The 13,436-nt window shown below is 50.6% G+C and carries 12 protein-coding genes; 4 read left to right on the top strand and 8 right to left on the bottom strand.

Annotated elements, in window-relative coordinates; translation table 11 throughout:
• Positions 1-61 precede the first annotated feature (61 nt).
• On the top strand, positions 62-1,765 hold the full coding sequence (locus KOI40_RS02535; RefSeq protein ID WP_216095860.1) for a putative bifunctional diguanylate cyclase/phosphodiesterase: 1,704 nt from the start codon (positions 62-64) through the stop codon (positions 1,763-1,765).
• A 19-nt stretch (positions 1,766-1,784) separates the two neighbouring features.
• Here the strand turns inward: KOI40_RS02535 and KOI40_RS02530 are convergent, their stop codons facing one another.
• The 8 genes from KOI40_RS02530 to dnaA all read right to left on the bottom strand — a co-directional run bounded on the left by KOI40_RS02530 (position 1,785) and on the right by dnaA (position 11,942).
• Complete coding sequence (locus KOI40_RS02530) at positions 1,785-2,159, bottom strand: MmcQ/YjbR family DNA-binding protein (RefSeq protein WP_216095859.1); 375 nt, start codon at positions 2,157-2,159, stop codon at positions 1,785-1,787.
• A gap of 39 nt (positions 2,160-2,198) precedes the next feature.
• A complete protein-coding gene (locus KOI40_RS02525; protein ID WP_216095858.1) occupies positions 2,199-2,903 on the bottom strand; it encodes an aspartate/glutamate racemase family protein in 705 nt (234 codons plus the stop codon).
• Positions 2,904-2,928: 25 nt separating this feature from the next.
• Complete coding sequence (locus KOI40_RS02520) at positions 2,929-3,261, bottom strand: SMR family transporter (RefSeq protein WP_216095857.1); 333 nt, start codon at positions 3,259-3,261, stop codon at positions 2,929-2,931.
• Positions 3,262-3,295: 34 nt separating this feature from the next.
• On the bottom strand, positions 3,296-4,645 hold the full coding sequence (locus KOI40_RS02515; RefSeq protein ID WP_216095856.1) for a dicarboxylate/amino acid:cation symporter: 1,350 nt from the start codon (positions 4,643-4,645) through the stop codon (positions 3,296-3,298).
• 272 nt (positions 4,646-4,917) lie between these two features.
• Complete coding sequence (gyrB, locus tag KOI40_RS02510) at positions 4,918-7,341, bottom strand: DNA topoisomerase (ATP-hydrolyzing) subunit B (RefSeq protein WP_216095855.1); 2,424 nt, start codon at positions 7,339-7,341, stop codon at positions 4,918-4,920.
• 84 nt (positions 7,342-7,425) lie between these two features.
• Positions 7,426-8,805 (bottom strand): DNA replication/repair protein RecF, encoded by a 1,380-nt coding sequence (gene recF, locus KOI40_RS02505; protein WP_216095854.1) that lies wholly within the window; start codon positions 8,803-8,805, stop codon positions 7,426-7,428.
• 93 nt (positions 8,806-8,898) lie between these two features.
• Positions 8,899-9,999, bottom strand: a complete 1,101-nt coding sequence (gene dnaN, locus KOI40_RS02500; RefSeq protein ID WP_216095853.1) for a DNA polymerase III subunit beta — start codon at positions 9,997-9,999, stop codon at positions 8,899-8,901.
• A 182-nt stretch (positions 10,000-10,181) separates the two neighbouring features.
• Positions 10,182-11,942 carry a chromosomal replication initiator protein DnaA gene (gene dnaA, locus KOI40_RS02495; RefSeq protein WP_216095852.1) on the bottom strand — a complete coding sequence of 587 codons (1,761 nt, stop codon included), beginning with the start codon at positions 11,940-11,942 and terminating at the stop codon, positions 10,182-10,184.
• 495 nt (positions 11,943-12,437) lie between these two features.
• Here dnaA and rpmH point away from each other — a divergent pair, with 495 nt between their 5' ends.
• The 3 genes from rpmH (at position 12,438) to yidD (ending at position 13,419) form a co-directional block, all read left to right on the top strand.
• A complete protein-coding gene (rpmH, locus tag KOI40_RS02490; RefSeq protein WP_216095851.1) occupies positions 12,438-12,572 on the top strand; it encodes a 50S ribosomal protein L34 in 135 nt (44 codons plus the stop codon).
• A gap of 104 nt (positions 12,573-12,676) precedes the next feature.
• Positions 12,677-13,102, top strand: a complete 426-nt coding sequence (gene rnpA / locus KOI40_RS02485; RefSeq protein WP_369413133.1) for a ribonuclease P protein component — start codon at positions 12,677-12,679, stop codon at positions 13,100-13,102.
• Positions 13,099-13,419, top strand: coding sequence for a membrane protein insertion efficiency factor YidD (yidD, locus tag KOI40_RS18715; protein WP_216095850.1), 321 nt, complete (start codon positions 13,099-13,101; stop codon positions 13,417-13,419). The genes rnpA and yidD overlap by 4 nt, the downstream gene beginning before the upstream one ends.
• The last annotated feature ends 17 nt before the right edge of the window (positions 13,420-13,436 follow it).

The raw sequence follows: 13,436 nt of genomic DNA, 5'->3' as shown, positions 1-13,436 counted from the left end.
CTCCGAATAATTTTCGATGTTGACTCAGTTGACTCTTGGTAACTTTTGAAGTGATGTTTTTATGGATATATTGATTATTGATGATGATGCCGTAGACCGAATGTCTGCAACCCGAACACTTAAGGCTTCAATGCTGCAGATTAAAAACATCGATCAGACAGCTTCTGCAAGCGAGGGTATAGCGCTGGCAAAACAACATCAATACGATATGATCCTGCTCGATTATCAATTACCTCCGTCAAACGGTATCGAAGTGCTGCGTGAACTGCGAAGCAACAGTGACTTTGCAACCGCCATTGTGATGCTGAGTCACAGTAATGATGAAGAACTGGCCTTAAGTTGTATCGAGGCTGGTGCTCAGGATTTCATCATGAAAAGTGAAATGACAGCTGCCCGATTGAAGCGGGCGATTTTAATATCCAAAGAACGTTATCAGCTGGAACGCAAGATCATTGACAGCCATAAACAGCTGAAGGCTCTGGCTGAGAAGGACAGTCTTACCGGATTGAGTAATCGATATTTCTTTGATGAAGCGTTAAAAGACGCTATTCCCAAAGCCGCTCGAGATAACACCACACTGGCTTTACTTTTCCTTGACCTCGATAAATTCAAAAACATCAATGATACTCTTGGCCACAAAGCCGGTGATGATTTTTTAAAGGAAGTCGCACGACGTCTGGAAAAACCTGTGCGTGAGGGCGATAAATTGTGCCGTTTGGGGGGAGATGAATTTGCCATTCTGGTTCATGATTTTAGTCACCCTGATCAAATACGGTTTCTGGTCAAACGGATACTCGAATCTCTGAGTGAACCGGCAGCACTCGGCGACCAAAAAATAGATATTAGTGTCAGTATAGGCGTGGCCACTTACCCCGAATGTGGTCAAACCCCTGTCGAATTAATGCAATCTGCCGATATTGCCATGTACCGGGCCAAAGCCTCTGGACGCAATCAGGTTCAGTATTATTCCAAAGATTTTCACAATCACATTGAAAATCGTGTTCGCCTGGAAATTGATTTGAAACAGTGTCTGGAGAAAAACCAGTTTGTGTTGTTCTATCAACCGCAGATCAATTCACAAACTTTAAAACTTGAAGGTGTTGAAGCCCTGATTCGCTGGCAACATCCTGAGTTGGGATTAATTGCTCCTGACGATTTCATTTCTGTTGCAGAAGAAGCGGGGCTGATTAACGATATTGGTCGCTGGGTACTCGAATCGGCCTGCCAGCAATTCAGTCAGTGGATGCATTTGGGAATGGCCCAAAACCTTGCACTTTCCATATCCGTAAACCTGTCTGCCAAACAATTAACAGATTTCGGCTTAACAGATCATCTGCAAAACTTCATGGCGCGCTACAACATTCCGGCACATCAGCTGGAGCTGGAACTCACCGAAAGCTGCGTTGTAAACAGTTCATCCGCTTTGGACATGTTGAAAGCTCTGTCAGAGCTCGGGATCCAGCTGGCGCTGGATGATTTTGGCACAGGCTATTCATCGATTTCACACCTGAATCAATACCCGTTTAAAGTCTTAAAAATAGATCAATCTTTTATTCAACCCGTCAAAAGTCTCAGTGATGCAAATTTGTTAAAAGCCATTATTGCTTTTGCACATTCGCTCAATTACGAAACGGTGGCTGAAGGAATCGAGACGGAACTACAGCGGGATATATGCATTCAACTGGGTGTATCCCGGCTTCAGGGTTTTTTATTCTCTGAACCTTTACCGGCCCACGAATTGGAAAAAAACTGGTTAACGAATTAAAGGGTTATCGAAACTTTTATCAACGGCAATAGGTTTGATTAAGGTTCAGTTCCTTTTGCAGTTTTTTGCTGAGACCTAAAGATACTATGCGGTGTGATTCGGTCAGGTAATAGATCAGTTCTTCGTTTGTGGTGTTGGCCTTATCAAACTGCTGAATCCATTTCATCCCCCGAGATGCGAGGTAAGGTGCTGGCTTAAAACCCGGCTTATCTTGCAGAAAGTAATAGTTTCTGTCGGAAGTTTTAAAGGTGAAGGCAGGCTGGTTTGCCTCCCCCCACCCGCCAATGGCAAACACCTTGCCACCGACCTTCCAAACGTGAGACCCGCCCCATTGCATAACGTAAGTGGTCGCCGGAAGGTTGCAACAAAATTCGTTAAATTCTTCATACGTCATATGTCCGGTCTCACTCAGACTTCTGATCACGTTTAAAATCTAGAGGCTATGATCTCCTGTTGCATATTCGACGGCTTTATTGGCATGAATTTCTGTGGTATCCAATAACCTCACCTCGGTGTCAGCCTGATTAACCAACATGCCGATTTCGGTACATCCAAGGATTACAGCTTCAGCGCCGAGATCAGACAGAGTGTCAATGATACGCAAATAATCCTTCCTGGATTGCGATTCAGTTTTACCGAGGCAAAGCTCTTCATAAATCACTCGATGAATCATCTCTCTGTCCTCAACGTCAGGAACCACCACATTAATACCATGACGATCCATCAATCTGCCTTTGTAAAAGGCCTGCTCCATGGTGAATGCTGTGCCCAGCAACCCGACTGTTTTTATCCCCTCGTTTTTTAAGACTTCGGCGGTGGCATCAGCAATATGCAGTAATGGAATATCAATAGCGGATGAAATCTCTGGCGCAACCTTATGCATGGTGTTTGTGCAAATCAGCAAAAAATCCGCTCCAGCTGCCTGAACACTCTGGGCAGCCTCTGTGAGTATCCTGGCTGTTCCTTCCCAGTCACCGGCATGCTGCAACTGTTCAATAGGTTCAAAATCCACACTGACCATGGCAATCCTTGCAGAATGTAAACCACCGAGAGACTTCCTGACGCCCTCATTAATGGCTTTGTAATAACCCAGCGTGCTTTCCCAGCTCATGCCACCCAGTAAGCCTATGGTCTTCATTTCTTTGTCCGTGTTTGCCAATGTTTTAATGACCGGTGGTTTTAGAAAATACGTTAATCACCAAAACACCGCTGATAATCAGACACATGCCCAACACACTGGCCATATCCAGTTTTTGGTCAAACACTACCCAGCCAATCAGGGAGATCAAAACAATACCGAGCCCCGCCCAGATCGCATAGGCAATGCCGACAGGAATCGCCTTTAACGTCAGTGCCAAAAAGTAAAATGAGAGGCCATAGCCAACAACAACCAATACACTTGGCCAGACTTTTGTAAAACCATCACTCGCCTTCAGGCTGGATGTCGCAATCACTTCAGTAATAATTGCTGCGCCCAAAAACAACCAGTTTTTCATCGCGTAACCTTTTCTATAACACCCGACTCACTCATCAGGCGTTTTCAGTTTCTATATCTGCATCTGCTGGCAAGAGTTTATCAGTGATACAACACATCACAACATCCCCCAGTACGTTTATGGTGGTGCGGCACATATCGAGTATACGGTCGACTCCCAGTAACAAGGCAACACCGGCAGCAGGTATCCCTACACCCTCAAGTACCATGCTGAGAATGACAATACCCGCACCGGGTGTAGCCGGTGAACCAATCGAGGCAGCGATGGCCATGGTAACCACAAACACATAATTCGTCAGCGTCAGGTCCACAGAAAACGCCTGGGCCAGAAACACCGTTGCCACCCCTTGATAGAGTGCGGTGCCGGTCATATTGATGGTGGCTCCCAGCGGAATCAGAAACCGCGCAATACCCGGACGCACACCGAACGTATTTTCCGTCACCTGGAGGCTCAAAGGCATCACCGCCGCTGAACTGCTGGTGGAGAACGCCAGCAATAACAGCTCGCGCATTTCAGTCACAAAGGTCTTGATCGAGTAACGTCCCAGCAATTTGATCAGCCCCAGGTAAAACAGAGCCAGAACCAGCAAACCAGCAATAACCGTCACCACATAAAGTAACATGCCGGTTAATACTTCCAGACCCAGATTGGACACCAGTTTTGTAATCAGACCAAATACAGCCAAAGGAGCCAAAGACATGGCCCAGGACACCACTCGCATACTGACTTCCTGCAAGGCACCCAATAAATCAAACAGCGGCTGTGCCTGTTTGGGTGCAATGGAAATCAGTGCAAACCCCAGAATCGCCGCGAACAAAACCACCTGCAACATCTCTCCGGATACCATGGAAGCCATGGGATTTTTCGGGAACAGGGAAACCACCTTGTCAGGCATATCGGCTGCTGAGGGAAAGCTGTTTTGCGAGGGTGTACCATCAGTTGCCGTCGCCAGCTCAATAGTTTCGAGAGATTCACTGTTGATATGATGACCCGGCTCTATCCACTGCCCCAAGCCAATCCCGGTAACGGTGCCAATAATGGTCGTGATCAGAATAAACCCAATGGCGATTAAGCCAATTTGCTTGAGGGCTTTCGGATTGCGATTAGCCGCCAACCCCCGGACAATGGACGCAATCACCAATGGCACTACAATCATTTGAATCAACGCAAGAAACAATTGCCCAGGCAGAGCCAGCCAGGAAGTAATCACAATCACTGCAGGTTTTGGAATCAGGTTTAACTCCGGTCCCAGCAACAACCCCAACAGAATCCCCAGACCAAGGCCAATCAGCACCTTTAACCATAAGCGGCCTTCCACTAATCGATCCAGCCGGTTGCTGAGTTGTTTCAGTGGCTCCAGGTAAAACGGCCTGACCTTAGCCATTTAGGTGATTCCTTTTAATTGATGAGGGTTCTGAATGTGTCAGATTCGGTAACAGGGTTAACAAATACCACGCAAGTGTAGTCCGTTTCTCAGTCACTGCGCTTGATCTTAATCAGCAAGCCTGACTCATCCTAATCAATACCCACCTAAAAAAGTAAACACTCACTTACAAAAACATCCAGCATTAAAAAAAACCCGCAACAATGGATCCACCAAAGTGCGGGTTAATTTAGCCCTTCAATATCAGTAAGAGCGTTTGAACTTAAAAACGCTTAAACATCCAGATTGGCCACTGCCAGGGCATTGGTTTCGATAAAGTCTCTGCGAGGCTCCACCTGATCCCCCATCAGGGTGGTGAAGATCTGATCGGCACCGATGGCGTCTTCAATCGTCACCTGCAGCATGCGGCGGCTTTCCGGATCCATGGTAGTTTCCCACAGTTGCTCGGGGTTCATCTCACCCAGACCTTTGTATCGCGAGATGTTGTAACCGCGACGGGACTCCACCATCAACCACTCCAGTGCTTCACTGAAGCTGGTGGTTTCTTTCTGACGTTCGCCACGCTGAATGTAACCCCCCTCTTCGATCAGGCCGTCGAGACGCTCACCCAGCTTGATGATGGAGGCGTACTCACCAGACAGGAAGAAGTCGCGGTTAAAGATAAAGTCCGAGGGCACACCGTGAGCGGTAATACGCACGACCGGTATAAACAGGTGACGCTCGGTATCTTCTTTGGCAAACACTTCGTAGCGATGGCTGCCGCTGCCATTACTGATCGCCAGTCGGGCAGACAGGGCATCCGCCCATTTTTCTACAGATTCACGACTTTTCAGGTGCTCTTCGGTGACGGTTTCCATATACACCATCTGTTCCAGCACTTCTGACGGGTACAGACGAGATAAACGGTCAATTGTGGCCATTACCGTGCGGTATTCAGCCACCAGATTTTCCAAACCTTCCCCAGTGATGCCCGGTGCATCTGCGTTCACATGCAGAGACGCACCTTCCAGAGCCGCCTGCGTCAGAAATCGGGTCAGCGCCTCATCGTCTTTCAGGTACTGTTCCTGTTTTCCTTTGCTGATTTTGTACAGCGGCGGTTGGGCAATGTAGATATGGCCACGCTCCACCAGTTCACGCATCTGACGGAAGAAGAAGGTCAGCAACAGAGTACGAATGTGAGAGCCATCCACGTCCGCATCCGTCATGATAATGATGCTGTGGTAACGCAGCTTATCCGGGTTGAACTCTTCATTACCAATACCGCAACCCAGGGCGGTGATCAGAGTGCCCACTTCGGCACTGGATAACATCTTGTCAAAGCGCGCCTTTTCGACGTTGAGAATTTTACCTTTCAACGGCAGGATCGCCTGGGTCTTACGGGAACGCCCCTGTTTGGCCGAACCACCCGCAGAGTCACCCTCCACCAGGTAGATTTCAGACAGTGCGGGATCTTTTTCCTGACAGTCCGCCAACTTGCCTGGCAGACCGGCAATATCCAGAGCACCTTTACGACGAGTCATTTCCCGGGCTTTACGAGCTGCTTCACGGGCACGGGCTGCTTCCATCATCTTGCCGACAATGAGTTTGGATTCCTGCGGGTTTTCCAACAGATAATCGTTGAAAGAAACCCCCATCTCCTGCTCAACCGCAGTCTTCACCTCAGAAGACACCAGCTTGTCTTTGGTCTGTGAGGAGAATTTGGGGTCCGGTACTTTCACCGAAATAATGGCCGTCAAACCTTCGCGGGCATCGTCACCGGTGGTGTTTACCTTATCTTTCTTGCCCAGGCCTTCGCGCTCAATATAGCCATTCAAACCGCGAGTCAGTGCCGCCCGGAAACCCGCCAGATGCGTACCGCCATCCCGCTGGGGAATGTTGTTGGTGTAACAGAAGATGTTTTCCTGGAAGCTGTCATTCCACTGCAGCGCCACTTCGACACCAACACCGTCTTCTTCACGCTGGGTGTTGAAGTGAATCACCTGGTTAATGGGATTTTTGTTCTGGTTGATGTGCTCAACAAAGGCTCGCAGACCACCTTCGTACTCATAGACTTCTTCTTTCCCTGAGCGCTCATCTTTCAGCACAATGCGCACACCGGAGTTCAGGAAGGACAGCTCACGCAGGCGTTTGGCCAGCTGATCGAAGTGAAATTCAATATTATTGAACGTATCCGCTGATGGATGAAAGCGTACTTCAGTACCGGTAACGTCGGTATCGCCAACCACGGCCAGTGGCGCTTCGGGCACACCGTGACGATAGACCTGCTCATGCACTTTACCGCCGCGACGAATGGTCAGCTCCAGTTTTTCAGACAGGGCGTTGACCACCGAAACACCCACGCCGTGCAGGCCGCCAGACACTTTATAAGTGTTATCGTCGAATTTACCACCGGCGTGAAGCACGGTCATAATCACTTCGGCCGCTGAAACGCCCTCTTCCTCGTGGATTTCGGTCGGAATCCCACGGCCGTTATCGCTCACAGAGACGGATTCATCCGGGTGAATCACCACTTTAATCTCGGAACAGTGTCCAGCCAACGCCTCATCAATGGAGTTATCGACGATCTCAAACACCATATGATGCAGACCGCTGCCGTCATCGGTGTCGCCAATGTACATCCCTGGGCGCTTACGAACTGCATCCAACCCTTTCAGTACCTTAATACTGGACGAGTCGTAAGAAGTTTCTTCTGTCATCTTGATGAACTCCACGTGTTAAGCATGATTGCTTTAATGTTATTTTGACCTCGGAGAGGTAAACAATAGGGGATAATCCCCCTGTTAACCGACTATTTCCGGGGCTTTTTCCTGCTCCACGACACCATGTTTCACGTGGAACACTCTTATATCGTTCGTTGTAGTGCTTTTGTGGCCGGGCTTACCGTTATCAGGGGCTATCCCTGCAACTGCCTCAGCTGCACTGTCAGTATCACTGGTACCAGAGTCACTGACATTCGAAGAACCCTCAGCAACAATGTCTGAGTTATCACTATCTGGCTGCTCTCTCAGGGTTTGCTTTTGCCACACCCCTTGCCAAGCTGCCAATACCGGAGCTTTCTCAACCCCAGTCACAAAGACCTGACACCCCATATCCACCAGCCACTCAGCCAATATCAGCCGGAAGTGCTCATCCAGCTCTGCGGGAAGGTCATCGATCAGGTATACACAACGACGTTTGCGCTGTTCGCTGTACACCATCCCCTGTGCGATCAACAGCGCACTGACTACGATCTTTTGTTGGCCGCGGGATAACACATCCACTGCTGCTACCTTGCCAGACATGATCTTCACATCCGCACGGTGCGGGCCCTGACGGGTATAGCCCAGCTCGCTGTCCCTTTCCTGAGTGGACTGCAGCAGCTCGGAAAACTCCTGCTCTGCATCCCAGCCGCGATAATAACGCAGCGATAGCTTTTCCAGCCCCTCAAAGCCCGATATCAGGCGGGAAAAAACCAGCTGAAGTCGGTGAAAGGCTGAGTCGCGAAATCTATCGAGACGAGCTGCCAGAGCCGCTAACTCCCTGTCCCAGGGCGCCAGCTGCAAAGGATCAATTTTACCACGTCTGAGCAAACTATTGCGGTGTTTTAAGCACTTTTCGTAACTGCGCCACACGCTGTAGAAGTCATGTTCCACGTGGAACACCAGCCAATCCAGAAACTGACGTCTGACCACCGGAGCCCCTTCCAACAGGCTGAAAGAGTGGCCATTCATTACCCGAACCGGTAACGCCTCTGCCAGTTCTGCCGCCGAGGCACAGGGCTGGCCTCCTTTTTTAATCAGAGCTTGCCCCTGGCGATCCCGCTGGACACCAATGGGCAGAGTAGTTTCAGGGGATGAAAGGGGAGATCCGGAAGGTTCAGACGAGGCACCGGAAGTGGTTCCACCGTCACTGGACTCAAATAACTCCCCGCTTCCCTCTGCCAAATACGGGCTCAGCTGCACGCGACCGAAGACGGTATACGCCTCAGCGTCGTAGTTGATCATGGTTTTGTATTTGCGGGAGCGGAAGGATCGCCCCAGAGAGAGCGTGCTAATGGCTTCCAGAACACTGGTTTTGCCACTGCCGTTGTCGCCAAAGAAAATATTAAGCTGGGGTGACAGCTCAATATCCACCGCTTTCAGATTGCGGAAGTTATGTGCCGACAAGCGCCGGAGAGTCATAGATTAATCACAGGAGGTTAATAGTGTGTAACACCCGGCAAACCCTACTGTCCAGGCATCCCTGAAACCGGCAGCTTCCCGGGTGTTTACACATTAAAGACGCATTGGCATCACAACATAGACGGAGTCACCACCTTCCGGCTCTTCCAGCAAGGCACTGCTGTTGGAGTCAGACAGTGTCATTTTCACCTTGTCGGAACTCAGCACACCGGTAACATCCTGCAGATAGCTGACGTTAAAGCCGATTTCCAGCTGGTCGCCGGTGTAATCCACAGCCACCTGCTCTTCCGCTTCTTCCTGTTCCGGGTTGTTGGCAACGATGGTCAGCTGGCCATCGGTCAACAGCAAACGCACACCGCGGTATTTTTCGTTGGACAGAATCGCAGTACGACCAAACGCCTGACGCAGCTCATTGCGGTCACCAAAGACTTCTTTATTACCACCTTTAGGCAATACCCGCTCGTAATCCGGGAACTTGCCATCCACCAGCTTGGAGGTAAAGGTATAGGCTTCTGTGGCCACGCGAATGTGGTTAGCGCCCAGAGTGATGTCCACATTCCCCTGACCATCCAGCAGACGCGCCAGCTCGACCACACCTTTGCGCGGCAGAATCGCCTGAGTCACGTCCGAGGTTGAAACAGACACCGCGCGGGTGCACATGGCCAGGCGGTGACCGTCGGTAGCAACGGCACGCAGCTGCCCTTCTTTCACTTCCCACAACATCCCGTTGAGGTAGTAGCGTACATCCTGCTGCGCCATGGCAAAGCCGGTGCGATCGATCAGGCGTTTAATGTCCTGTTGCTCACAGGAAAACTGCAGATCGCCAGGTCCCTGCTCTACGTTGGGGAAATCGTTGGCGGGCAGAGTCGACAGTGTGAAGCGACTGCGGCCAGACTTCAAAATAACCCTTTGATTTTCCTCAGAAAAATTTAAAACAGCATCGTCCGGGAGTGAACGGCAGATATCCACCAGCTTACGCGCTGGAACGGTCAGTTCACCGGATTCGCCAGCCTCAGGCAGCTGCACGCGAGCCACGATTTCGACTTCCAGGTCGGTGCCCGTCATGGACAGGCGATCGCCTTCCAGCACAATCAGCACATTGGCCAATACCGGTAACGTCTGACGACGCTCCACCACACCGGCAACCAACTGCAAGGGCTTGAGTAATGCTTCACGTGGTACGCTGAATTTCATGGCTTGGTCTCTTAAAAATTGGATCTGAGTAAGTTGAATTCATACCGCTCGGATCATTCAAACGGTTGTTTGATTTTTTTATCATCACCCCGGCAAAAAATACTCCCGGGACTGTGTTCGCAGGTGTTCCCCCTTCGGCACACCTGCGGCTGTCACTTTGCAATATCCTGGATTTACGATGTCTACGATGTCAGGGAGCGCTGCAAATTTTTCCAGTCTTCTCGCATATCGCCATCTTCTTCCCGCAGCTCTTTAATCTTGCGGCAAGCGTGTAATACCGTCGTATGATCGCGGCCACCAAAGGCTTCACCGATTTCCGGCAGGCTGTGGTTGGTCAGCTCTTTTGCCAGTGACATCGCTACCTGACGTGGTCGCGCCACCGATCGACTGCGGCGCTTGGACAAGATATCACTGACTTTGATCTTGTAATACTCAGCCACCACCCGCTGGATGTTATCCACGCTGACCTGCTTGTCTTGCAGGGCAAGCAGGTCTTTCAGGGCTTCGCGCACCAGCGGCACATCGATTTCACGACCGGTAAAGTGAGCGTTGGCAATTACCCGCTTCAACGCCCCTTCCAGCTCACGGACGTTGGAGCGAATGCGCTGGGCAATAAAGAAAGCGGCATCATTGGGCAACAGCATGTTCGCCTGATCGGCTTTCTTCATCAGAATCGCAACCCGGGTTTCCAGCTCCGGCGGCTCGATGGCCACCGTCAAACCCCAGCCAAAACGGGATTTGAGACGCTCTTCCAGCCCGTGAATTTCTTTAGGGTAGCGGTCACAAGTTACAATAATTTGCTGTCCACCCTCAAGTAACGCATTGAAAGTGTGGAAAAATTCTTCCTGAGAGCGATCTTTGCCGGCAAAAAACTGAATGTCATCAATCAGCAGCGCATCGACAGAGCGGTAATAGCGTTTGAAATCGTTAATGGCGTTAAGCTGCAACGCCTTGACCATATCCGCCACAAAACGCTCGGAGTGCAGATAGACAATCTTGGCGTTGGGGTTTTTATCCGCCAGGGCATTACCGACCGCGTGCATCAAGTGGGTTTTACCCAACCCAACCCCACCGTAAATAAAGAGCGGGTTGTAAGCCCCACCCGGGTTTTCGGCCACCTGTCGGGCGGCAGCCAAACCCAGCTGATTCGACTTACCTTCAACGAAGCTGGGGAAAGTAAAACTCTGATTCAGGTAGTTGCGGTGCTTCAGGCCACCCTCGACTTCAACCGCGGTAGCCCGTTCACCGGTATTGGCCGAGGTAATAATGCCGGCAGCCGATGAGGCACTGGTGGCGCCATAACCGGGGGCAGCCGTCTGGCGACTGCGCTCCATGTCCGACAGACCGGACCCGCTATCACCGCCCAGGGGTAACTCGGGCTGACTTTGCTCTGTAAACCCCTGCCCGGAAAGAGCCGAGGGCTGAAAGCTGTTGTCCGCGTCCTGTGGCGGATAATCCGCTGCGGGGGCATTGCTTGAGTAATCGCCTGCGGGGGCCTGGCCGCCGGGCTGGAAAGTGCTGGTCGGCTGGGAGGCCTGTGTCTCCAGAACACCACTATTCCCCATGGCACCACCATTAAAGCCAGAACCATGATTAAAAGACGAATGAGTAGCAGGTTGCTGAGTGGGTAGACGTTGTTCAGCCTGCACATTGAGCGGCTGACGACTGCGACGCTGATAGCGAGCGCCCGATTGGGCAGAGCTAACCCCCAACTCGATTTGAAAACCGAGCTGAGCGCCGTGCTCACCGGCCAATTCCTGAATGCGTCCGAGAAACTTGTCGTTCACCCAATCCAACACAAACCGGTTGGGCGCCAACAACTTCAGATGCTGACCCGCCGATACCTCATCCACCACCAGCGGTCGAATCCATGTGTTGTACTGTTGTGACGGCAATTCATTCTGTAAAGCGTCCGCACATTTTTTCCAGATTAACTCTGGCAAATTACCCCCTCGACACCGACTCCGAAAGTCGCTGTTATACACCGAAAATTGTGAAAATTTATTCGTGGAAAAGCCTGTTATTCTACGCCCAATGAGCTTGGGTTATCCACACTTAAAAACGCTCAATCTTTAAACAGAATCAATATTCCCTTTATTTATCAGACAGTTACTAAAGTTTTAGAAAATAAAAAAATATCAAATTTGCGGGGGATAACCTAAAAGCCGACAACACCCTGTGGATAACCCTGTTAATATCCTGAGAGGAAGCTGGGCGTGAATAGTCGCTTTGAATTCCCCCTCAAAAAGCGTCGAAAAGTTAAACAGATAGGTCGATAAAGCATTGCTTTTGTATGGTTAATTCTTTAGAATCGCGCCTCTTTTTTCGCGCTTGTGCTCAAGTGTTCCTGAATTCCGGATCTTTAAAGCCAGAATTTCAGGATCTGAGACTCGCGTAAACCAGTTTGAACGTAAGACTCAATCGGCAAGGTAAGTCCCATGAAAAGAACATTTCAGCCCAGCGTTCTGAAGCGCAAACGCACCCACGGTTTCCGCTCACGTATGGCCACCAAAAACGGTCGCAAGATCCTGGCTCGTCGTCGCACCAAAGGTCGCAAAGAGCTGGCAGCTTAATCGCGGTGCTGGCTTATATATAGAAGAGAGTGGGTTCCGTACTCTTTCTTCTATATATAAGCCCGGCTTCCGTGACTCAAGTTCCGGTTTAGATAGGTCCTGGCGTGTCGAGCAAGACTTTATCGCCCAACAAGGCGTTTCCAAAGTCTCTCCGAATGCTCAATGCCAGTGACTATCAGGCTGTCTTTAACGACGCCCGTTTCAAAGCTTCTCACCAGCACCTTCTGATCCTTTCCAGCCCCAATTCCACTCCGGTTTCCGGCGGTGTGCCTCGTCTCGGCCTGGTGATTGCCAAAAAACATATCCGTTTGGCCGTACAACGCAACCGAATCAAGCGTATACTGCGTGAAACTTTTCGCCAGCACCAACAGGAGCTCGGCGGAATCGACGCTGTGGTGCTTGCACGACGCGGGTTGGATCAACTGGATAACGCCCAATTGCACAAGTTATTTAACAAGCAGTGGGCGCGGATAATAAAGAAGGCATCGCAAGCTGACGCCAACTCTGGCGACAGCCCAAAACGCACATGAAGATCATCGGGATAAAGCTCATCCACGCATATCGTTACCTGGCCAGCCCCTGGGTGGGCAACCAGTGTCGCTTTTACCCCACCTGTTCTCACTACGCGGAAGAAGCCATCGAACACTACGGTCTGTTGAAAGGGAGCGCACTGGCGGCCAAACGCCTGCTAAAATGCCACCCCTGGCATCCGGGGGGCATCGATTTTGTGCCCGGCACGGTAAATGAAGCAGCGGACAGTGACAGTTCGGATGAGACCAGCGACTCAATCACTGACGTGACCCCCGGCGAAAGCAACAAGCTGACGGCGGAGTCTCACCGCGGCTGACACAACAACAAACGACT

It is taken from the genome of Pseudomaricurvus albidus, from assembly GCF_018863235.1.
Lineage (GTDB): Bacteria > Pseudomonadota > Gammaproteobacteria > Pseudomonadales > Cellvibrionaceae > Pseudomaricurvus > Pseudomaricurvus albidus.
The sequence above is the reverse complement of the archived record's forward strand: the minus strand, read 5'-3'. Positions and strand labels throughout refer to the sequence as shown.